We start from the raw sequence: 22,095 nt of genomic DNA on the forward strand, positions 1-22,095 counted from the left end.
CCACGCGCTTGAGCGGCTGGCCCGCGAGCGGGCCAGCCAATCTGCCGCATGCCTTAGTTGTAAGCCAGGGTAAAGTTCGCAGTGGTCGAAACCATGCCCGCAGACGTTGCACCGGTCGCGTAGTAGCGGCCGCCGTAGTGCAGCGTTGCGGTACCGACGGCGTCTGCGGCCGTCCGCGCTACCTGAATGGGCTTGCCGCTGTCGCCCAGACGCAGCACCGCGCCGTCGTGATCGAGCAACTGCACCTCAACGTTGCCTGCGGGCGTGGCGGTGGCGAGATTGCGGGCGTTCCCGGTTTCAGGATTGAGGTTCGTGATCTCCCAGTGCGCCGATACGCTGTTCACCCCGACCGGGCAGTTCTCGACATTGATGCTGAACGGCCTCGAGCCGGCGGTATGACCCTTTGTTGTCAAGCTGGCAATCGAGATGGCTGGCAACGTCACGGTCTTGTTGCGATCACCGGCAGTGATCGAGCAGGTCTGCCCCGTCAGCCGGCCAGCGAAATTCACCTGACCCTGCGCGACAACGGCCTGCGCGACAGCGCTCGATGCGGCGCCCATCGCGAGCAATGCTGCGACGGCAACCTGGAGTACTTGCTTATTCATGAAACGTCCTTCCAATTGAGATGCGGATTCAGTCCTTCCGCTGTTGCTGCAAACCGGCGTCGACCAACCTCGGATCCCGCCTCACTTCACGACGAACGCATCGTACAAGCCAGCATTTCCGGCGCATATATGACTCGTACGAAAGTTCCTGTCAGTTCTGCGACAGACCTTCGGCCGCACGCGCGTTCAGGCAAAGCGCCTTCGCCGGCGCCAGCTCGGCGTCGACGATATCGACTTCGATATGCGTCAGCACGGACCGCGATGCGACCGATTCCAGCCAGAGCGCAGACAATCTCGGCAGGATGTGCTGGTCGATGAAGCCGATCAACGCACGCGCGCCCGTCTCCTGTACGAGGCAACGCGCGATGACGTAGTCGACGACCGTTGGGCTGTAGTGCACCGCGATGTCGTGATGGTCCTGCATGCGCTGCACGACGCGGTCGAGGTGCAGGCGGACGATGTTCGACAGCGACGCATGCGCCAGCGGGCGATACGGCACCACGGTCACGCGGCCCAGGAAGGCGGCCGGGAAGGCGCTCAGCAGCGCCGGCATCAGCGCGTCGCGCAGCGCATCGGGTTCGGGCACGTCAGAGGCATCGGCATGAAGATGCGAGATCAGTTCGGCGCCGACATTGCTTGTCAGCAGGATCGCCGTGTTCTTGAAGTCGATGTAGCGGCCATCGCCATCCTCCATGTATCCCTTGTCGAAAACCTGGAAGAACATTTCGTGGACGTCGCGATGCGCCTTCTCCACTTCATCAAGCAGGACCACCGCGTAAGGCCGCCGCCGCACCGCCTCGGTCAGCACGCCACCCTCGCCATAGCCGACATATCCAGGCGGCGCACCCTTGAGCCCGGAGACGGTGTGCGCCTCCTGGTACTCGCTCATATTGATCGTGATCAGGTTTTGCTCGCCGCCGTAGAGCGCTTCCGCCAGCGCCAGCGCCGTTTCGGTCTTGCCGACGCCGGACGGGCCCACCAGCAGGAACACGCCGAGCGGCTTGCCGGGGTCGGTCAGCCCGGCGCGTGCGGTCTGCACCCGTTCGCTGATCCGATGCAATGCGCTCTCCTGCCCCATCACCCGATTGGCGAGTGTGGCCGGGAGGGCCTGTACGGCGGCGACCTGGTTAGTCACCATCCGTCCGGCGGGGATGCCGGTCCAGTCGGAGACGACCTCGGCGACAATCGCCTCGTTGACCTCGGCAAACACGAGTGGCGCCTCGCCCTGGAGTGCTGCCATGGTTGCTTCGCGTTCGCGCAGCACCTCCATCGAAGGCAGCGGCTCCCACTCGCCATCGATGCCTGCCTCCGCTTCCGCGCCGCGTTCGATCCGTTCGCGCGCGGACAGCAACGCCTGCGCGGCCTCCCGCTGTGCATCCCACCTTGCGGTAATGGCGGCTTCCTCGGTTTCCAATCCGTCGATGCGAGCCCGTACGTCGTCCAGATTCCCGTCGACTTCGAGCCCGATGCGCGCTTCGCTCTCCAGCAGGTCAAGTTCGGCGCGCGCAGCCAGCAACTGCTGCTGCACGTCCTGCAACTCCCGTGGTCGCGTTTGTTGGGAAAGACCAACCCGCGCACACGCCGTGTCGAGCAGGCTGATGGCCTTGTCGGGCAGTTGGCGGGACGGAATGTAGCGGTGCGACAACGCCACCGCGGCGCGGATCGCGGCATCGAGTACCACCACGCCGTGGTGCCGCGAGAACGTCTTCACCAGCCCGCGCACCATGTCGATGGCCGCCGGCTCCTGCGGCTCGTGGACCTGCAGCACCTGGAAACGCCGCGTCAGCGCTGGGTCTTTCTCGATATGGCGCTTGTACTCGGCCCACGTCGTCGCCCCAATCGTCCGGATCGTGCCGCGCGCGAGTGCCGGCTTGAGCAAGTTCGCGGCATCGCCAGTGCCAGCCTGCCCGCCCGCGCCGATCAGCGTGTGGATCTCGTCCACAAACAGGATCACGGTCCCGGCACTCGTCTCCGCCGCGGCCAGTACGCCTTTGAGGCGTGCCTCGAACTCGCCCTTCATGCTCGCGCCAGCCAGCAGTGCGCCCACATCCAGGCTCAGGACCCGCGCGTCGGCCAGCTTCGACGGCACATCAGCCCTAACGATGGCCAGCGCCAGCCCCTCCACGACAGCGGTCTTGCCGACACCGGCCTCACCTGTCAACAGCGGATTGTTCTGCCGGCGGCGGACCAACACGTCGATCATCGTGCGGATCTCCAGTTCCCGCCCGATCACCGGATCCACCTCCCCGGCGCGCGCGCGGGCAGTCAGGTCCACGCAGTACTGCTCCAGGGGGGAGCCGGCCACCGAGGCGTCTCCGATGGCGCCGGACGCGACGCCAGGCATCGCCGCCGGGAAGTCGGAGCTTTCGTAGGCCGAGTCCCCTTCCTCTGGCGAGTCGATGATCCAGGCCGGCAGCATGGCATTCAGATCGGTCACACCGATCTTCGCGAACTCGGGGGAAATCGACAGCAGTACGCGCCGCAACTCCGGCGACTTCAGTAGCGCCGCCATGAGCCAGGCGCCGCGCACGCGCAGGTCACGGAACTCGAGTGTCGCAACCACCCACGCGCGCTCGATGGCGATGTCGATATGGTTCGAGAAATCGCTGATCGAGCTGGCGCCGGAAGGCAAGCCGGCGAGTGTTCGGACCAGATCCGCGTCGAGCTTCTCGCGGTCCACGCCGCCATGGCGGCAGATGCGGTGCATGTCACTGTCCGGCAGCGCGAGGATCTGGTGCAGCCAATGCGCCAGTTCGACGTAAGGGTTGCCGCGGAGCTTGCAAAACGTTGTGGCCGACTCGATGCCGCGAAACATCGTTTCGCCGAGCTTGCCGAACAGGGTCTTTCTGGATGGGGTCATGGTCTAACGGCAGATGCCGGGAAGGGAATGGGTCCGCCGATGGGCGGTGTTCAGGTCGAGGCGGGGGCGCCGTAGGGCGGCACGTCGCGCGCCAGCTCGTGCACGGTGACGTCGTCTGCATTGACGAATCTGGCGATGTAGCGGACCGGGGTGCCGTCGGCGCCGGACTGGAAGAGGAGTCGCCGGGACAGCCAGCCGTTGTGCTCGGCGAGGAGCTGCGGTAATCCCGTGGCGGGCTGGAGGTCGTCGTGGAGCGTTCCGCCATCCGCCGCGAGCACCGTGAACGCGATGTGCTTCAAGCCAGACAGGCTGTCGAGGTCGCCGAGATAGAGTTCGACGGCCACGTCATGGGAGCAGCGCAGGAGTGCGAGGTCAGTTTCAGGATGTGCCGCACCGGGCGAGGGAGGATCGCCACGCAACGCTTCCGGCGTGGCGGCGCGCCGATCGAAGCTGACGCCCACATAGGCCTCGTACTCAGCCAGTGTTCGTACTTGTCCGAATCCATACGGACCGAAATCGGTGCCCTCAGCGCTCGCGCCGTCCACGCCGAGCAGGGCGCGATTGCGCGCCTGTGAGAGTCTGTCACGCTCGAACCACGCAGTCTTCACCAGCCCAAGCGCCTGGTTCTCGGGCGTGTGGTCATCCCACATCTTGGCGCGATAGTCGCGCGTGTACTCATGCCAGGCGAGCACACGATGCGGGTGATACAGGTCATACCCATGGGTGAAGGCCCGCGCGGCAATCGAGATCTCCTCGCCGTGAAAAAAGTACTCGGGATCATGCTGGACAGTCGTCGAGAAATTCCCGTCGGCAAAGGCAAAGTGCGCGCTATAGAAGCGAGCCTTGAGCGGTTTGGTCTGCGCCTGCCAGTCCGGCATCCGGCGCGACGCCACAAGCAGCGCCCCGGCCGCGACGAAGCGGTCGAAAATGAGGGAGGTGGGATGCTGGCCGCGGCGCGACGGGTCATCGTCCGCCGGCTCGAAAGCTGGCAGATAGGCAGTCAGCACCGGTTTCTCGCTTTCATCGCGCAGCGACTCGAGCATGTCGATGGCCATCCTGTCCCATCCCTGGACGAAACGATGGTGAGAGTCGATCTGCAAGGTATAGGCTTCGCCGGCGTACTGCTGCTGGATCAGGTTCCGCGCCCAGCAGGCGCCCTGGCTTTCCATGGCGGGCACATCGATCAGTTCAACCGTCGCCTCCGCCAGCACAAGCCGATGCACGGTGAGCCCTTCATGCATCACCACTTGCCAATGCGAGAAGCCATGCGCGAAGAACTTGCCGATCATCTCGTCGAGGCCGTGCTGCCAGCACACCACCACGCGCAGGCGTTCCGGCCGCGACGCCTGCCTGATCAGGCTGTGCAAGGTCGGGATCAGTTGCGGATCCCGATAGCTCGCCACCTGCACGAAAATGCTCTCCTCCATCACGTTGCCGCCCTCACCGTCGCCTTCAGTTGACCGCCATGGTGAACACGGCAGTGGCATTGATCAGACCAGCGGTTGGCGTCTGCGTCCCGGTTCGCAGCACGGTGGCATCGAGGTTGTATGTGAAGAGCTTCGTGTTACCTGGCTTGTTGATGACGCTGGCGTTGTCGTTGGGCCTGAGCACGGTATCGCTATCGCGATCCTTGATCCGGATGCCGAGGTGCTGCGCGCCGGTATTCCTGAGCAGCGAATGATTTTCCGTGTCCGGGGTGCCGGTGAGCTTGGCCGTGATCGATCTGGGCGACGCGGGGCCGATGCATGTCACTTCAAAGTTGATCGGTCGCGTGGGCCCCGTTATCTGCGAGACACTGTTGGCACCAAATGTACCGAAATCGACATTTCGGCTGGGTGTACTTGGGCTGCAACTGGGCAACACGTTGATCCGCGTACTACCGTTGGATACCCGGATAACCGGCCCGCCCGAACCATCGCCGGCGACCGTGGCGATGTTCGCGGCGCTGAACGTCGACGAGGCGTCCATCTCTCCTGTCTTCACAAAATCGACCACCATCCGCAGCCCTGAACGGAAGCCCGGGAAGTACGGCTGATTGGGTTCCGCCGGCCCAAAGTTCACGATGAAGGGAAAGGTGCTGACTGTCCCCGAGCTTCGGACGTAGCTGAGGCGAATGCCGATCCCCTTGAGACCGGATTCCACCACCCCCGGAAAGGCGGTTTGCTGCTTCGCGCTCACGAATGCATAGCGAACCTGTCCGCCCGAGCGCCAATCGCAATTCAATAGCGCCGTGCTGCGTCCCAAGCTCTCGGACGCCCCGCTGCCGAACGTCTCGCCAACTGCAAGATCTGGCCTGACCTCAATCGCCGAGGGAAACGTCACATGGAAGCTGACTTCCCTCTGGATGACATCGATGTTCGGCAGTCCCTTTGCGGTCCACTCATCGATGTCCGCCTGTGTCACCTGACTACATGCCGCCATTGCGCCACCCGCCGGCAGCAGGAGCCCAAGCCCCAGCAACGCGGCGAAGCCCTTGGTATAGCCTTTCATCACAGTACCTGTCGAGATTGCGGGCGACACCGCCGGCTGACCGGCTTGTCGTCCGATGCGTTAATGGGAGTGCCCGTTGGGGCCATTTCAGTTGTCCACGGCGTCCCACTTCGACAGCAGGTCGAGGGGAATGCTTTGAGCGAGTTCGGAGAACCGCTTGCCGACCATGCGCTCCGCCTCGCGCAGCATCACGGTCACGGGGCTGCTTGGCTCGTTGTCTTCGAACCACTCCCGCACTTGCCGTATGGTGGCGAGTGCGGTCCATCGGTCCATTGCCGGGGCGGTGGGGACGGTGGTGGCGGTGGGTGCGGCGTGTGGCGGCGGCGTCGTGGCACGCGGAACGGGGTTGGGAAGGTCGGGCGCGCTCGCTCGCCCAGCCTGCATCTCAGCCACGGGTGCCGGCGGCTGTGCCGCTGGCGCGGGCTCGACCAGCCGATCGATCTCGCTGAATGGCTGCAGCAGTCGGGAAAGCGGGGCGAGGTTGGGCGCGTCGGCCTTCAGTCCGCTCGTGGCCCATGCAGCAATCTGCGCCAACCGGCCGTGGGCTTCGCCAAGCGCCAGCACGACCGCTTCGCCGCGTGCGGCCAGCTCCTTGAGCATGCGCGTCACGCTTTCGGGCGCCAGTGCGTCCTTCTGGCGCGGCATCGCCAGTGCTTTCTCGATATCGCGCAGCTGCAACTGCGCGCCGGCCGCCTTGGGTAGCGGAATCTCCCGCACATCGGCCAGCGCACCTTCCGCGTCCGCCAGCGCGGCGAGCGCATTGGCGAACGTGACGGGATCCCACTCGCCGTCGAAGTACGGTAACGGATGCAGACGGCTGCCATATCGTTCCAGCAGGGCCTGGAGGAAGACCATCCCATCGCGCAGACCTGCCGCGCCGCGCAGCCGCACGGCGGCGCGCAGCAGGATGATGGCCACGCGGAGATCCTTGGTTCGGGCCAGCAGCGCTTCGCACTCGCGCTCGGCCTCGGCCCAGTTGACCGACGCTGGCGTCTCGACGAAGTCACCGTATTGCACGGGCGCCGACGGCGCCACAGCGGCCTGTAGCATGATGAAGGCCGGATCGTATTCCAGGTCATCACCACAGGCGGCTGCGTCCGAAGCCGGTTCGAGCAGGTCGTCGTAGCGCGACGTCGCGGCGGGTGCCAGGTTCTGGATTGTCATGGGGAGGTTCTCGGTCATGCCGCGTAGGCCTCCGGCTCGAAGACCATGCCGGACACGGGTTGCGCCGGGTCGCACTCGCCCAGCCAGATCGAGTGCCCAAGCCGCTGACGCCCGTCCACGTGCGGCGCTGGCACCTCTTCTGGCTTGATCAGCAACTGGATCTCCCAGTCGTACTCGTAGCCGATGAAGGCACGCACCCATTCGACCAGTGTGCGCAAGTCTTCGCCACGCGGCGCAAGCCGCTGGTAGTGGAGGAAGTCGAGCGGGCCGATCACAAGCCGGAACTTGTGCTGCCGGTCAGCAATCTGCTCGCCGAGCATCGCCGCCTCGCCCATGAAGGACGAAGCGCCCGGGAGCCCCAACCGGCAATGGCCGGACGCGTCGACGCGAATCCAGTGCGGCACGTACTCCTCGACCGCAATCGGCACATCGAAGTACTGCGACAGCGTGGCCGCGATGCCCTCAGGGTTCCGGGCCTCGCGCACAATGTGCGCCGACGCGCCGTAACGGGCGTGGGTAGGCAGGCAGCTCTGGCGCGCTTCGTCCTGATCCGTTCCCATCAGGCTGGCGACGTAGAACGAGAACCGCTCCTCGTCAGGCCGGTCGAGTGCGGCGGTGGACTGGCCCGCAGCCCAGGCGCGATAGAACAGCGACAGTGCGCGATGGTGGAACAGGTCGGCGAAGTGCTCGAGAGTCCGGTCCTGGAGCGCGACGGACCGGTGATACGCCAACTCGGTGACATGCAGCGGCAGCGGACCCTGCGGGCCCCAGATGCCCAGGCCGAATAGGCGGATGTCGAGCCGTCCGTGCCGCGTGTCGAGCGACGCGACTTCCCGTGGCGGGAAGGCGAGCACCGGGCGCTGGCCGATGCGGTAGGTCTCCTGAGACGGCAGGTCGGCAGACCCCGGCGCAGGACGGTTCCGGTCGCGCGCGGCAATCGCGCGCATCAGGCTCATGAAGCCCGACTTCCACGGACGGCCGTGGTCGAACCATGCGCGCAGGGCATCCGGCTGCAACGCCGCATTCGGGGACGCTTCCACGGCCCTATACCGCACCGCGACCTCCCATCCGGGGCGCCCAGCGCGTGATCAGGCCCCGCTGCATCGAGTGCAGTTCGGTTTCCGAAAAGACGTTGATCGCCACGTGGCGCGCGAGATAGTGCTCCAGGATCAGGCCGAACAGGTACGGGCTGGCGCCGGAGAAGCCGTTCTCGTCCACCGTCAGCTCGCAGCGTACGCCGCGCCCGTACACCAGCAGGCCATGGCCCGGCAGGCGGCTCACCACGGGTTGGGTCTTCGCGCCGACCAGACTCTCGACTTGCGCGATCTGCTCGCGCTCGCTGCTGGTCACGAAGAGGCGCAACATGTTGCGCAGCGCCTGCGCGCCTTCGCCATGATCGAGTTCCGACAGCGGCATGTAGTTGAAGCTGAGCTGGCGGATCAGCCGCCACGCGGCTTCGTCGCTCGCGTAGGGTGCGCGCGGAGCGCTCGGCGCATGGACGAGGCTGACGGCCTCGAGCGGCACCGCATCAGGCATGGTCAGATGGCCGCCCACGCCGCGCGGCATCAGGCGCGGCAGGTCGCGGTTAGTCACCCACGCCTCCACGGACAGGTAGCGGATATCGTCGGCATATGGCGCTTCGGCCTGGTCCACCAGCGACAGGAACACCTCCGTGCCGATATAGGCCGTGCGCGTGCCGTACTTGCGGGCATCGCCGGACAGCATGCGCTGCTCTCGCCGCACCGAGAAGTACCGGCCATAGTTGCCAAGGTCGCTGTGGAGGGTCTGGTACAGCGGATTGAACTGGATCTCCGTCGAGGTCTCCGCCCTCTGCCCAAACACGCGCGAGACCGAGTAGACCTCGTAGTCACGCGGACGTGCGCGATCGACCACTAGATGGAAATCCGTCAGGCTGCGGTCGACCTCCACACGGTCCGTGCGTCGGGGGAACAAGTTGACGATTGGCGTACAGAACAGCAGGAAGCGGCTGCCATCGACATGCACGCCCAGTTCGTCCGGCATACGGTCCAGCAGCAGCACGATCTCCGCTTCCTTGCCGTCCACGTGCGACAGGCCCTTCGCCAGATCCGTCAGCACGAAGAAGTAGAAGCGTTGCCGGCAAGAGAAGTATTCCTGGAGCAGGTTATGCCCGCTGAACTTGTTCCAGCGCAGCGGCAGCAGGCTCTGGTCCGGCTCGAAGCCTTCGAACGCGACCGGTGCCCTGGACACGACATGGCATCGCACATGATCGGTGACGCCCTCCGGCCGCACCACGGACGCGACCGCGCCCGCATGGATCAGCTCGAACAAGTGCGAAGCAATGCGTTCGTCGCCGTCGATATAGAGCGGAAGCCGATCCAGCCCCTTGATCTCGTTGAATCGAATGTCGCCAACCGTACGCAACCGCAGTCGCAGCGCGCCGCGCAACTGGCGGTGCCGGAGCAGATGCCCCGTTTCCGGGAGATCTGGCGGTACGGCGGTCAGCCGCGCATCGACGATCTCGATCGGCCAGAGCGTGACGTCCTGCCCGGTGCGGAACTCGCACGCAGTCTGCTCGCCGGGCGGGACTGCGGAGCGCATGACGCTATGGCGTGCCACCTTGAATCCCTGGCTGAACTCGCCCTCGCGCAGGCTCGGATGCAGCCGCGCCACCGCCATCGAAGGCGTGGGCGCCACGTAGTTCGGGTAGACGACTTCAAGCAGCCGCTGGGTGAAGCGCGGGAATTCCGCATCCAGTTTCAGGTGCGTGCGGGCGGACATGAAGCAGAACGCCTCGATCATCCGCTCGACATAGGGGTCGGCGACTTCGATGCCCTCCATGCCCAGCCGGCGCGCAATCTTCGGATGCTGTGCGGCGAACTCGCCTGCCGATTCGCGCAGGTAGGTCAGCTCGCGGTTGTAGTACTCGAGAAACTTCGGATCCATGTCAGCCTGCCGATCCCGGGGTATGGCCCGATTGGAGCGAGACCTTGCTCAGTTCCAGGTCGAACACGCTCTGGATGCGGAATTCGAGCGGATAGGGCGTCCACTGCATCAGCGCCTCGATTTCAAACATCATCTTGTTGTAGCGCCGTGCGGAAGTGTCGCGCAGCGGGCGTAGCCGTACCGTGTCCGGAATCAGCCGGGGCTCGAAGCGGGCGATCGCGGTACGCACCCGCTCCTCAAGCCGCTCCCAGGTCATTTCCGTGGCGAACCCGCCGGAGAGCGGCGGAATGCCGTAGTTGACGACCGAGTTCGCCACCTCGGGGTAGGCCTCGGCGTCGAGTTCCTCGTTCAGGTTGGTGGTATTCAGCAACAGGCCCAGATCGCGCTGGATGATGCGACGCATGCCGCGCTCGTCCGGGGCGTAGGCCTCGGCCGGCTCGCTGCGTTGCTGCGGGGCATCGTCCTGCAGGCGATCCAGCAGGGAGGGGAGGTACGCGTTGCGGAACCCGCCATCACGTGGTGGCATGGCGTTCTCCCGTGTCGTCGGACGTGTCGGCCGCGATATCCGGCATGGCGAGGCAGCTATCCATGCTCGATGCATGGTGCTCCTGGCGTGCCAGCAGCGCGAACTGGCCTGTGCGGCGTGTCTGTTGATGGCGGGCAGCGAAGAGTCTCAGGATCTCGTGCCGGGGCGGCGGCGAAAACAGTTGCTGCGCGCCGAAGCTGTCGAGGCTGTCCAGCACGCGGTCGATGCGGCGCGGCCCAAGCAGATCGTCGAACAGGCAGACGGCGGAGGTCGCCTTCGTATTCAGACGAAGCGGATCGGGGGGAAGCGGACCGGACGCGCACCCGGCTCCCAGGCGCTTGAGCCGCTTCGGCACCTGCCCAACGGACATCAGCGCCTCGCGGTACTCGACAGCAAGCTGCCCGAGCACGTCGGAGGCGTCGAGGTCGGCGAGTGGCAGGCTGGCGTCGGAAGCGTGCCGTACCAGCGCGGTATCCGGCAGCGGCGGCACATCCTGCGCGCCGCCCATGGCCAACGCGACCAAGTCGCTGTAATCGGAGGACATGGACACCGCGCCCTCCTCGCGTGCTGCATCTGTTTCGTTCATGGCGCCGTTCGAGGCTGGAAAGAGTTTTCCAGAGAACGAAGACTAGCAAGCCGGCGCCGGGCAATCTATTGAACTAGTCCGATTTTTCCAATGCGTTCGCGCGCCTTTCGACGCCACGCCAGTGACGCATGGGGCGTATCAGGAGAAGTGGTCGCATTTCTCGGAGAATTCCGATGTGCGAGCGCGTCGCGGCCCTCTACAATCCGGCCGTTTCAGACCTTCCATATCGGACACACATCGCCATGCATCAACTGAACTTCGCGTCAGGTCAGCGCATCCGGGTCGTGTTTGCGGGCGACCGGCCCTTGGCCAGACTCGGCGTGGAGCACATCACCAGCACGTCTCCGCAGCTGGAACTCGTGGGCATTCACGCGACTGCCGAGGAGTTCGAACGGTCGTCGCGTGCATTCGAATGCGACGTGGTGCTCGTCGATTACTCGATGCGCGGCCGGGATGACATGGATGGCATGGCGTTATTGCGATACCTGCGGCGCACGTATCCGAGCATTGCCGCCGTCGTGCTGCTGGCGCAGGAGAACCCGGTGCTAGTCCGCGCCATTCTTGCGCGCGGCATGACGGGCATCGTCAGCAAGTTCGACGAAGTGGGGCATATCGTCACGGCGATACGCGAAGCCCGGCGCGGTGTGGCGTACCTTTCGCCAGCCATCGGCCGGTTGCTCGCTGCGCCGGGCGGCGGGCTATCGGCGCGGGAGATGGAGGTGGTGCGGCTCTATGTGTCCGGGATGACGATCAGCGAGATCGCCGCCAGGACGCACAAGGCGAAGCAGACGGTGAGCACCCAGAAGAACCGCGCCATGCAGAAACTGGGGCTCCGGAACGACATGGAGTTGATCCGCTGTGCCGCCTCGCTCGCGTTGCTTGACGACGTTAGCCACTAGGCCGCGCCCGACACGCTCGCCACCAGCCCGACCTCGTTCGCGTATCGGTACAGGTCGCCGTCACGGTCGATGCCGAGCTTGCGCATCGCGTTGAGCTTTTGCGTGCTGATGGTCTGCTTGGTCCGCCGCAGGACGGCCGCGATCTCGGAGACGGTCATGCCGGAGACGAACAGGCGCACCACCTCGAGTTCCCGCTGGCTGAGTGCCCGCAGCCGTGCGTCGTCGCCGCTGCCTTCGGTGACCGGCCAGGCCTCCAGCAGCGATTCCACGCGCGGCGAGGCATAGCGATCCCCACGGAATGCGGCATGGATGGCCGGCACCACGTGGCCCGGGTCGTCGGACTTGCTGACGACGCAGTGGATGCGCTGGCTGAACAGCGAGCGCAGCACCATCGGGTTGTCCATCATGGTCATGACCACGAGCTTGAGCGCTGGATAGCGGCGCGTGAGGAACGAGATCAGCGTTCGCCCGTCGCCGTATTCGCCGCCGGGCATGGCGTAGTCCGTGACCAGCACGTCGCAGGGCGTACGCTGTAGCAGATCGACGAGTTCGGTCGAATTGCGCGCGTCGCCCACACAGGCAATGGTGGGAACGGCGGCGACGACATGGCGGTTTGCAAGCGTGAGCACAGGATGGTCATCGGCAAAGATGACCCGGATACCGTAGCGACTCATAACAGGCCTGATGTATTGCAATCCCCCGCTGGGCCGGCGGTGGGCTTCCTGTGGCCCTCGGCATGCTCGCGCCATTCTTCCACGATGCGCTGCCGGATCTTCGGGGAGGCCAGCAGGAATTCGTTCATCTGCGAGATGAAGACCTTGCGCTCTGCCTCACGCAGGAGTGCGAACGATACGAGCGTGCGCATCAGGTTAGCCCTGTCTCCCATTGCCGAATCCCCAAAGTAAATCCATCCTGCTTCATATTGATTGCGACGAGCAAATGCGAATGGCATGCCTGGCAGGCACGTATCGCGTCACATTACCAACCAATGCGGCTTAGCGATATAGGACGAGTCCGAGAATCCTTGGGGAAAGCCTGCTTCAGCCGAGCGCCGCAGCCGCGCGCGCGTCGTGCCGTGCCAGACGCACCAGCAGATGGTCGACCTCCGACCTGGCGGTAGGCGTCATCGCCGCCGCCGGCTTGCGCTGGGCGGCCGAGGTCAGCAAGCCGCGCCGCATCATCACGTACTTGCGCACCGCCAGCCCCGCGCCGGGCTGCTGCTCGTAGCGCAGCAGCGGCAGGTGGGCATCGAACAGGTCGTGCGCGGCCTCGCGCTGGCCGGCTGCGGAGAGGCGCACCACGTCGCAGAGCATGTCCGGGAAGCAGTAGCCCGTGTTGGCGCCGTCGGCGCCCCGCTCCATCTCGTAGTCGAGGAACAGGCCGTTGTTGCCGCAGAGGATGGAGATATGGCGCATCGAACCGTCTTTCTCGAAGCCGCGCAGCGTCGAGATCTTCTCCAGCCCGGGCCAGTCCTCGTGCTTGAGCATCACGCACGAAGGCAGTTCCTGCACGATGCGGCGGATCACGCCGGGCGTCATCTGCACCGAGAAGGTCAGCGGGTAGTCCTGGATCACGAACGGCACGTCGGCGCCGATGGCCTCCACGGCCTGGCGGTAATAGCCGACGATCTGGTCATCGGTGCGCAGCGTGTTGGGCGGGGCGATCATCACGCCGGCCGCGCCGCGCTCCATCACCTCGCGGGTCAGCGCGCGCATGGCGGCAAACCCGGGCGCCGACACCCCCACCACCACCGGCAGCCGGCCCGCCCGGCGGATCATCTGCGCGGCCACCTCCACGGATTCCGCGTGCTCCAGCTTGGGCGCCTCGCCCAGCTGGCCCAGCACGGTGATGCCGGTGGCGCCGCAGGCCAGGTAGAAGTCGGTCAGGCGGTCGATCGAGGCGATGTCGATCGTGCCATCGTCGAAGAACGGCGTCGGGGCGATGGGGAAGACGCCGCGTGCGTCAGCGGTCAGCGCGGTGAAAGCGGGGGAAGGCATGGTGGCTCCTGGGGGGGTAGTCAGGGAAAGCGAGCGTCAGGGTAGCCCCAAGCGGCGTCCCCTTCAAGGTCATGGGATTTGTTAGCATCACGGCATGGATGTCAGATTTCTCCAAAGCTTCGTGACGGTGGTGGATGTCGGCTCGCTCGCGGAAGCGGCGCGCCGGCTCGACCTCACGCCGGCCGCCATCGCGGCCCGGCTGCATGCGCTCGAGGAGGAGATTGGCGTCCCCCTGGTGCGGCGCGCTGGCCGCTCGGTGGTGCCGACCGAGGCCGGCATCCGCATTCTGGAGCGCGCGCGGCAGGTGATCCGCGATGTGCGCGACATGAGCACCGTGGCCAGCGGCGACGCCTCGCTGGGCGAATTCCGGCTCGGCTCGTTCGTGACGGCGATGGGCAGCATCGTGCCGCCGCTGCTGGGCCAGCTCTACCGGCGGCATCCGGACGTCAACCTGTTCGTCAAGCCGGGCCGGTCGATCGAATTGTGCGAAAGCCTCGTGCGCGGCGAACTCGATGCCGCCATCGTGGTGGAGCCGCAGTTCGCGGTGGCCAAGGGCTACCAGTGGGCCGAATTCATCGCCGAACCGCTGGTGGTGGTGGCGCCCGCCGCGCTGGCCGGGCAGGACCCGCACGTGCTGCTGGCCACGCAGCCGTTCATCCGCTACGACCGCTCCGTACTGGGCGGGCAGCTCGCGGACCGCTACCTGCGCGACCACGATATCCGGCCGCACCAGCGGCTCGAGGTCGATGGCCTGATGGTCATCGCCGCGCTGGTGAGCGAAGGGCTCGGCGTGGCGCTGGTGCCGGACTGGGCGCCGATGTGGGACGGCCCGCTCAAGATCGCCCGCCTGCCGCTGCCGGACCGCGCGCCGGTGCGCCGCGTGGGCCTGATATGGGCCACGCACGGGCCCCGCGCCTCGCTGGCCGAAGCCCTGCTCGACGAGGCCCGCGCGCTGTTCCGGACCACCCGGACCTGACACCCCCCGGACACCCCCCTACTCCGGCGTCTTGCCACGGGTCTCCGCCGCGCGCAGGAAGTCGAAATCCACCCCCTGGTCGGCCTGCGTCACCGTCTGCAGGAACAGCTTCAGGTAGCCGCGCGGCGCGCTCGGTTCGATCCAGTCCGATGCCGCGCGCCGCTGCGCCAGTTCCTCGTCCGATACCAGCAGGCTCAGCTCACGCCGGCTCACGCTCAGGCGGATACGATCGCCGGTGCGCACCAGCGCCAGCGGGCCGCCCACGGCAGCCTCGGGCGTCACATGGAGCACCACCGTGCCGAACGCGGTGCCGCTCATGCGGCCGTCCGAAATCCGCACCATGTCCTTCACGCCGGCGCGGGCCAGCTTGCGCGGAATCGGGATATAGCCGGCCTCGGGCATGCCGGGGGCGCCTTTCGGGCCGATGTTGCGCAGGACGAGGATGTCGTCGGCCGTCACGTCGAGGTCATCCGAATCGATCCGCTCGACGAGGTCCTGCGAGTCCTGGAACACGACCACACGGCCCTCGTGCTCCATCAGGCGGGCATCGGCGGCCGACTGCTTGATGATGGCGCCGCCCGGCGCCAGGTTGCCGGCCAGCACGGCGATGCCGCCCTGTGGATAGATCGGCGCGGCCATCGTGCGCACCACGTCCTGGGCGAAGCCGGGGCCGGCCGCCTCGATCTCCTCGCCCAGCGTGCGGCCGGTGACTGTCAGCGCGTCCAGCCGCAGCAGCGGCTTCAGCTCGCGCAGCAGCGTGGCCATGCCGCCGGCCTTGTGGAAGTCCTCCATATAGTGCTGGCCGCTCGGCTTCAGGTCGAGCAGCACCGGGGTCTCGCGGCCCATGCGGTCCAGCGCCTGCATGTCGATGTCCAGCCCCACGCGCCCGGCGATGGCCGCCAGATGGACGATGCCGTTGGTCGACCCGCCGATGGCCAGCAGCACCCGCATCGCGTTCTCGAATGCCGCCGGGGTCAGGATGCGGTCGATGGTCAGCCGCTCGCGCGCCATCTGCACCGCGCGCGCGCCGGTCAGCTCGGCAATGCGGATGCGGTCTGCCGTCACGGCGGGCGGCGTGGCCGCGCCGGGCAGGCTCATGCCCATCGCCTCGGTCAGGCAGGCCATGGTGCTGGCCGTGCCCATCACCGAGCAGGTGCCGACGCTGGCCACGAGCTGGTTGTTGACGTCGGCGGTCTCCTCGGCGTCGATCTCGCCCGCGCGGAACTTGCCCCAGTAGCGGCGGCAGTCCGTGCACGCGCCCACGCGCTCGCTGCGGTGCGAGCCGGTCAGCATCGCCCCGGTCACTAGCTGGATGGCCGGCACGCCGGCCGAGGCGGCGCCCATCAGCTGGGCCGGCACGGTCTTGTCGCAGCCGCCGATCAGCACCACCGCGTCCATCGGCTGGGCGCGGATCATCTCCTCGGTGTCCATCGACATCAGGTTGCGCAGGTACATGCTGGTCGGCGCGGCAAAGCTCTCGTGCACGGAGATGGTCGGGAAGGCCATCGGCAGCCCGCCCGCGAGCATGATCCCGCGCTTCACGGCCTCCAGCAGCTGCGGCATGTTGCCGTGGCACGGGTTGTACGCGCTCCCGGTGTCGGCAATGCCGATGACCGGTCGATCAAGCGCGCTGTCCGTATAGCCCGAGCCCTTGATAAACGCCTTGCGCAGGAACAGCGAGAAGCCCTGGTCGCCATAGTTGGTCAGGCCCTTGCGCAAGCCGGTGGCGCCGGGCTGGCCCTGGGTCGAATCCGTCGATGGGGTCGATTCCGTCGATTCGGGGGAGGAGGAGTCCTTGGGTTTCTGAGTCATGGATGCGGCGTGTGCGAACAACAATCAAAAAGAATTCGGAAATCGGCGATGGCGGTCAACCATCGGATTTGATCTGGGCATCGGTAATCACCTTCTCCCAGCGCGATACCTCGGTGCGCAGGCGGTCGGCGGCCTTGTCCGGGGAGGTCGGCGCCAGCGCGTAGACGCCCTGTTTCAGGAACTGCTCCTTGACGTCCGGCGCCTCGAGCATCTTGGCCAGCGCGGCGTTGAGCCGATCGACCACGGCCGGCGGGGTGCCGGTGGGCGCCAGCACGCCGAACGTGGAACTGACGTCCAGCGCGGGCATGCCGGCCTCGGTGGCCGAGGGCACGTCCGGCAGCATGGAGATGCGAGCCGGCGCGGCCACGGCCAGTGCGCGCAATTGTCCGGACTTGATGAACGGCAGCGAGGCCGGCGCGGTTTCCACCATCATGTTCACCTGCCCCGCCACGAGGTCGGTCATCGCCGGGCCGCTGCCCTTATACGGCACGTGCACCATGTCGATCCCGGCCTCCTTGCGGAAGATCTCGGCGGCCATGCGCTGCGGCGCGCCGGCGCCCGACGACGCATAGTTCAGCTTGCCCGGATGCGCCTTGCCGTACTGGATCAGTTCCTGCAGCGTGTGCACCGGCAGCTTGGGGTTCACCACCACCACCAGCGGCACCGAGCCCACCACCATCACCGGTGCGAAATCCTTCACGAGATCGTAGCGCAGCCGGCCCTTTTCGAGCGTGGCCATGGTCGAGTGCGAGGTCAGCGCGCCCATCAGCAGGGTGTAGCCATCGGGCGCGGCCTTGGCGACGGCCTCGGCGCCGATATTGCCGCCTGCCCCGCCCCGGTTGTCCACCACCACCTGCTGGCCCAGCGCCTCGGTGAGCTTGCTGGCGATGATGCGGCCGATCACATCGGTCGCCCCACCCGGCGGATAGGGCACCACCAGGCGGATCGGCTTGTCCGGCCACGCAGCCAGCGCGCTACGCATCGAGACGGCCAGCGGCGCGGCAAGGCCGGCCAGCAGCAGGCGGCGCCGGACGGCGCGGTAGGTGGGGGTCATGTTGTCTCCGGTGTCTTCTTATATAGGTAGGGGACAGCGCGGAGGGGCGAGGCCTCGGGCAATACGGCGGGGGACGCGCTGCTGCCGACAGTCTGGCGGCTGTCGAAAGCAGAAAAAAGCGCTTTTCAGACCGATGAACGCAAAAATTCTTATGGTTCGACCGGTCTGCCCCCCGGGCCTGCGGTCAGGTCGACTGTTTGACGAAGGCCAGCAGGTCGGCGTTGATCACATCGGCATTGACCACGCACATGCCGTGCGAGAAGCCGGGATACGTCTTCAGCACCGCCCCCTTGACGATCTTGGCCGACAGCCGCCCGGCGGCGTCGATCGGCACGATCTGGTCGTCCTCGCCGTGCAGGATCAGCGTGGGCACGTCGAACTTCTTCAGGTCCTCGGTGTAGTCCACCTCCGAGAACTGCTTGATGCACTCGTACTGGCCCTTGATGCCGCCCGCCATGCCCTGCGCCCAGAAACTGTCGATGGTGCCCTGCGACGGCTTGGCGCCCTCCCGGTTGTACCCGTGGAACGGCACCGCCAGGTCCTTGTAGAACTGCGAGCGGTTATCGGCCACGCCCTTGCGGATGCCGTCGAACACGTCGATGGGCAGCCCGCCCGGGTTGGCGGCGGTCTTCAGCATGATCGGCGGCACCGCCCCGATCAGCACCGCCTGCGCCACGCGCCGCGTGCCGTGGCGGCCGATGTAGTGCGCCACCTCGCCGCCGCCCGTGGAATGGCCGACCAGCGTGGCCTGTCCGACATCGGCCTTCTCCAGCACGGCCGCCAGGTCGTCGGCATAGGTGTCCATGTCGTTGCCACCGGACGGCTGCCCGGAGCGGCCATGGCCCCGGCGGTCATGGGCGATCACGCGGAAGCCCTGCTGCACGAAGAACAGCATCTGGGCGTCCCAGGCGTCGCCGCAGAGCGGCCAGCCGTGCGAGAACACGATGGGGCGGCCGTGCCCCCAGTCCTTGTAATAGATCTCCGTGCCGTCCTGCGCGATTGCGAAAGCCATGATGCGTGCTCCTTGAAGGGGGTGGGACAGGGGGGGTGAGCGTGAACTGCCAGGCGGGAACGTTTCATCAAAGGCGATGGCGGCGGCAAACGCAAGCCGTGGGACGCGCGCTTCACAACATTTCACGCCACATGAACGATGAGCGTTTGCTAAGCTTCGCGGACCTATCCCCCCACGACCACCGGAGACAACCATGGGCCAGCGCATCACCCTTTCCGTACCGGACGGCAGTTTCGCCGCCTACCTCGCCACGCCGGACGCCGCCAACGCGCGCGGCACGGCCATCGTGGTCATCCAGGAAATCTTCGGCATCAACGCCGACATGCGCGAGACCTGCGACAACTTCGCGCGCGAAGGCTTCGTGGCGATCTGCCCCGACCTGTACTGGCGCCAGGAACCCAATGTCGAGCTGACCGACAAGACCGAGGCCGAGTGGAAGCGCGCGCTGGAGTTGTACAACGGCTTCAACGTGGACAAGGGCGTGGCGGACATCGACGCGGCCATCCAGGCCGTGCGCCAGCAGCCGGGCGTGACCGGCGGCGTGGGCACGGTCGGCTTCTGCCTGGGCGGGCTGCTGGCCTACCTGACGGCCGCGCGCACCGGGGCCGATGCGGCGGTGTCGTACTACGGCGTCGGCATCGACAAGCACCTGGACGAGGCGCCCCGCATCGCCAAGCCGCTGCTGATGCATATCGCCGAGGAAGACGAATTCGTGCCGGCCGAGGCCCGCGCCAAGATCATCGAGACGCTGGAAGACAGCCCGCACGTGGAGATCCACACCTACCCGGGCTGCCAGCATGCCTTCGCCCGCAATGACGGCGTGCACTACGTGGCGGATGCAGCACATGAGGCCAACGCGCGGACGCTGAAATTCTTCCGGGCGATGAAGTAACGGGATGGGTTTCTCCCCGCAGCCGCCAGCCGGAGCGGGGAGAAAAAAGGGCGTTTCGTACTAGTCCGATTTGCGGCGACGCAACATCCCCCCGCCTGATCCATGCCAAAATGCCGGCTGGTCCAACGCGGAAACGGAGCTTCGGGGATGTATCGCGGCGAACGGTTCAACGGCTACAGCCACCTCGCGGGGGCGGTCCTGGCGGCCGCCGGCATGGCAGTGCTCGTCACTTCCTCGGCCCTGCACCACGATGCCTGGAAGGTGGTCAGCTCGGTGGTCTACGGCACCACGCTGGTCCTGCTCTACACCATCTCCACGGTCTACCACAGCATCCGCGGCCCGGCGAAGGACATCTTCCGCCGGCTCGACTACTGCGCCATCTACCTGCTCATCGCCGGCAGCTACACACCGTTCGCGCTGGTCACGCTGCGCGGCCCCTGGGGCTGGACGCTGTTCGGCGTCAACTGGGGCCTCGCGGTCATCGGCATCATCCAGGAACTGTGGATCGGCCACCGCACGCGCATCCTGTCCCTGTCGATCTACGTGATCATGGGCTGGCTGGTAGTCTTCGCGTTCGACCCGCTCACCGCCGCCCTGCCGCGCGCCGGCCTGTACTGGCTGGTGGCCGGCGGCGCCACCTATACCGCCGGCATCGGCTTCTTCCTGTTCGACGAACGCGTGCGCCACTTCCACGGCATCTGGCACCTTTTCGTCCTGGCGGGCAGCTTCTGCCAGTTCGTCAGCATCCTCTACTACGTCGGCTGACGATGTTGGCCGATCAAGTCGGCTGCACCTTCCGGCGCCGGCCCTTTTCCACCAGCCCGCCGATCACCGGCCACACCAGCACCGCCACGGCCAGCGCCATGATCGTGCCGACCAGGCCGTTGGACCAGAACACGTCCATCTGGCCCTGGGACATCAGCATGGTCTGCCGGAACGAATCCTCGGCGCGGTCGCCCAGCACCAGCGCCAGCACCAGCGGCGCCAGCGGGTAATCGAGCTTCTTCAGCACGTAGCCAATCACGCCGAAAATCAGCATCAGCCAGACGTCGAACATGGCGTTGTGCACCGTGAAGGCGCCGATGGCGCACACCACGAGGATCAGCGGCGCGATGATCGCGAACGGAATGCGCAGGATGGCGGCGAACAGCGGCACCGTGGAAAGCACCACGATCAGCCCGGCGATGTTGCCCAGGTACATGCTGGCGATCAGCCCCCAGACGAAGGTCTTCTGCTCGGTGAACAGCAGCGGCCCCGGCTGCAGGCCCCAGATCATCAGGCCGCCCAGCAGCACGGCGGCCGTGGCGGAGCCGGGAATGCCCAGCGCCAGCATCGGCAGCAGCGCGCTGGTGCCAGCCGCGTGCGCGGCGCACTCCGGCGCGATCACCCCTTCCACATTGCCGCGCCCGAAGCTCTCGCGGTTGCGCGAGAAGCGCTTGGCCACGCCGTAGCCCATGAATGACGCCGCCGTGGCGCCGCCCGGCGTCACGCCCAGCCAGCAGCCAATCACCGACGAGCGGATCAGCGTCATCCAGTAACGCGGCAGCTCGGCCCAGGTCTTGAGCACCACCTTGAGGTCGATGCTGGCGCGCTTGCCGCGGAAGGCCACGCCCTCCTCCATCGTGATCAGGATCTCGCTGATGCCGAACAGGCCGATCACGGCGACCAGGAAGTCGAACCCGCGCAGCAGCTCGGTGGAGCCGAAGGTCATGCGCAGCGTGCCCGAGACGGTATCCATGCCCACCGCCGCCAGCGCAAAGCCCATGCACATCGCGATCACGATCTTGGCCTTGGCTTCCTTGCCCATGCCGACGAAGCTGCAGAACGTGAGGAAGTACACCGCGAAGAATTCCGGCGGCCCGAAGCGCAGCGCGAACTTCGCCACCAGCGGCGCCAGGAAGGTGATCAACAGGACGCCGGCCAGTGCGCCGAGGAACGACCCCGTGAAGGCCGAGGTCAGCGCCCGCCCGGCCTCGCCCTGCTGGGCCATCGGGTAGCCGTCGAAGGTGGTCGCCACGGACCAGGCTTCGCCGGGGATGTTGAACAGGATCGAGGTGATCGCCCCGCCGAACAGCGCGCCCCAGTAGATGCAGGACAGCATGATGATGGCCGAGGTCGGCTCCATCGAAAACGTCAGCGGCAGCAGGATGGCCACGCCGTTGGGGCCGCCCAGCCCGGGCAGCACGCCCACGACGATGCCGAGCAGGATGCCGACCAGCATCAGCCCCACGTTGTGCCACGACATGGCGACCGCGAAGCCGCCCATCAGTGAGTTGAGTTCTTCCACGCCCGTCCCC

The 22,095-nt window shown here is 66.4% G+C and carries 20 protein-coding genes; 4 read left to right on the forward strand and 16 right to left on the reverse strand.

The features are described from left to right. Positions 1 to 53: 53 nt before the first annotated feature. From BM115_RS11560 to BM115_RS11600, 9 genes are all read right to left on the reverse strand, one after another. Entirely contained in the window at positions 54 to 605 is a 552-nt protein-coding gene (locus BM115_RS11560) for a fimbrial protein (protein ID WP_092293800.1), read from the reverse strand. 151 nt (positions 606 to 756) lie between these two features. Then, complete coding sequence (gene tssH, locus BM115_RS11565) at positions 757 to 3,465, reverse strand: type VI secretion system ATPase TssH (protein WP_092293802.1); 2,709 nt, start codon at positions 3,463 to 3,465, stop codon at positions 757 to 759. A gap of 50 nt (positions 3,466 to 3,515) precedes the next feature. Beyond that, positions 3,516 to 4,892, reverse strand: coding sequence for a GlcNAc-transferase family protein (locus BM115_RS11570; protein ID WP_092293804.1), 1,377 nt, complete (start codon positions 4,890 to 4,892; stop codon positions 3,516 to 3,518). A 25-nt stretch (positions 4,893 to 4,917) separates the two neighbouring features. Further along, the gene (locus tag BM115_RS11575; RefSeq protein ID WP_092293806.1) at positions 4,918 to 5,955 is read right to left on the reverse strand and encodes a fimbrial protein; all 1,038 of its coding nucleotides are present in this window, start codon (positions 5,953 to 5,955) and stop codon (positions 4,918 to 4,920) included. Between the two features lie 87 nt (positions 5,956 to 6,042). After that, positions 6,043 to 7,119, reverse strand: a complete 1,077-nt coding sequence (locus BM115_RS11580; protein WP_092294368.1) for a type VI secretion system protein TssA — start codon at positions 7,117 to 7,119, stop codon at positions 6,043 to 6,045. Positions 7,120 to 7,133: 14 nt separating this feature from the next. After that, the gene (tssG, locus tag BM115_RS11585; protein WP_255370782.1) at positions 7,134 to 8,159 is read right to left on the reverse strand and encodes a type VI secretion system baseplate subunit TssG; all 1,026 of its coding nucleotides are present in this window, start codon (positions 8,157 to 8,159) and stop codon (positions 7,134 to 7,136) included. Between the two features lie 4 nt (positions 8,160 to 8,163). Beyond that, a complete protein-coding gene (gene tssF / locus BM115_RS11590) occupies positions 8,164 to 10,044 on the reverse strand; it encodes a type VI secretion system baseplate subunit TssF (RefSeq protein ID WP_092293808.1) in 1,881 nt (626 codons plus the stop codon). A 1-nt stretch (position 10,045) separates the two neighbouring features. Further along, on the reverse strand, positions 10,046 to 10,570 hold the full coding sequence (gene tssE, locus BM115_RS11595; protein ID WP_092293810.1) for a type VI secretion system baseplate subunit TssE: 525 nt from the start codon (positions 10,568 to 10,570) through the stop codon (positions 10,046 to 10,048). Next, positions 10,557 to 11,156, reverse strand: coding sequence for a TagK domain-containing protein (locus BM115_RS11600; RefSeq protein ID WP_092293812.1), 600 nt, complete (start codon positions 11,154 to 11,156; stop codon positions 10,557 to 10,559). The genes tssE and BM115_RS11600 overlap by 14 nt, the downstream gene beginning before the upstream one ends. 242 nt (positions 11,157 to 11,398) lie before the next feature. On the opposite strand from BM115_RS11600, the gene BM115_RS11605 reads away from it, so the two are divergent. After that, the gene (locus BM115_RS11605; RefSeq protein ID WP_092294372.1) at positions 11,399 to 12,055 is read left to right on the forward strand and encodes a LuxR C-terminal-related transcriptional regulator; all 657 of its coding nucleotides are present in this window, start codon (positions 11,399 to 11,401) and stop codon (positions 12,053 to 12,055) included. Here BM115_RS11605 and BM115_RS11610 read toward each other — a convergent pair. From BM115_RS11610 to BM115_RS11620, 3 genes are all read right to left on the reverse strand, one after another. Then, on the reverse strand, positions 12,052 to 12,729 hold the full coding sequence (locus BM115_RS11610) for a LuxR C-terminal-related transcriptional regulator (protein WP_092293814.1): 678 nt from the start codon (positions 12,727 to 12,729) through the stop codon (positions 12,052 to 12,054). The genes BM115_RS11605 and BM115_RS11610 overlap by 4 nt on opposite strands. Further along, positions 12,726 to 13,007, reverse strand: a complete 282-nt coding sequence (locus BM115_RS11615) for a hypothetical protein (RefSeq protein ID WP_143093877.1) — start codon at positions 13,005 to 13,007, stop codon at positions 12,726 to 12,728. Before BM115_RS11615 ends, BM115_RS11610 begins: the two co-directional genes overlap by 4 nt. 88 nt (positions 13,008 to 13,095) lie before the next feature. Then, positions 13,096 to 14,052 (reverse strand): dihydrodipicolinate synthase family protein, encoded by a 957-nt coding sequence (locus BM115_RS11620; RefSeq protein WP_092293818.1) that lies wholly within the window; start codon positions 14,050 to 14,052, stop codon positions 13,096 to 13,098. A gap of 94 nt (positions 14,053 to 14,146) precedes the next feature. Between BM115_RS11620 and BM115_RS11625 the strand changes: the two genes are divergently transcribed. Continuing rightward, positions 14,147 to 15,028 (forward strand): LysR family transcriptional regulator, encoded by an 882-nt coding sequence (locus BM115_RS11625; RefSeq protein WP_092293820.1) that lies wholly within the window; start codon positions 14,147 to 14,149, stop codon positions 15,026 to 15,028. 18 nt (positions 15,029 to 15,046) lie between these two features. Here BM115_RS11625 and BM115_RS11630 read toward each other — a convergent pair whose 3' ends face one another. From BM115_RS11630 to BM115_RS11640, 3 genes are all read right to left on the reverse strand, one after another. Then, entirely contained in the window at positions 15,047 to 16,840 is a 1,794-nt protein-coding gene (locus BM115_RS11630) for an IlvD/Edd family dehydratase (RefSeq protein ID WP_255370783.1), read from the reverse strand. Between the two features lie 55 nt (positions 16,841 to 16,895). Further along, positions 16,896 to 17,894, reverse strand: a complete 999-nt coding sequence (locus tag BM115_RS11635) for a Bug family tripartite tricarboxylate transporter substrate binding protein (protein ID WP_092293824.1) — start codon at positions 17,892 to 17,894, stop codon at positions 16,896 to 16,898. A gap of 184 nt (positions 17,895 to 18,078) precedes the next feature. After that, positions 18,079 to 18,906 (reverse strand): alpha/beta fold hydrolase, encoded by an 828-nt coding sequence (locus BM115_RS11640; RefSeq protein WP_092293826.1) that lies wholly within the window; start codon positions 18,904 to 18,906, stop codon positions 18,079 to 18,081. 193 nt (positions 18,907 to 19,099) lie between these two features. Here BM115_RS11640 and BM115_RS11645 point away from each other — a divergent pair, with 193 nt between their 5' ends. Both BM115_RS11645 and BM115_RS11650 read left to right on the forward strand, forming a co-directional pair. Continuing rightward, positions 19,100 to 19,798, forward strand: coding sequence for a dienelactone hydrolase family protein (locus BM115_RS11645; protein WP_092293828.1), 699 nt, complete (start codon positions 19,100 to 19,102; stop codon positions 19,796 to 19,798). Positions 19,799 to 19,945: 147 nt separating this feature from the next. After that, positions 19,946 to 20,563, forward strand: coding sequence for a PAQR family membrane homeostasis protein TrhA (locus tag BM115_RS11650; RefSeq protein ID WP_092293830.1), 618 nt, complete (start codon positions 19,946 to 19,948; stop codon positions 20,561 to 20,563). Positions 20,564 to 20,576: 13 nt separating this feature from the next. Here the strand turns inward: BM115_RS11650 and BM115_RS11655 are convergent, their stop codons facing one another. Then, positions 20,577 to 22,085 carry a tripartite tricarboxylate transporter permease gene (locus BM115_RS11655; RefSeq protein ID WP_092293832.1) on the reverse strand — a complete coding sequence of 503 codons (1,509 nt, stop codon included), beginning with the start codon at positions 22,083 to 22,085 and terminating at the stop codon, positions 20,577 to 20,579. Between the last annotated feature and the right edge of the window lie 10 nt (positions 22,086 to 22,095).

Origin of the sequence: Cupriavidus sp. OV096, from assembly GCF_900115455.1 — a bacterium.
Classification (GTDB): domain Bacteria; phylum Pseudomonadota; class Gammaproteobacteria; order Burkholderiales; family Burkholderiaceae; genus Cupriavidus.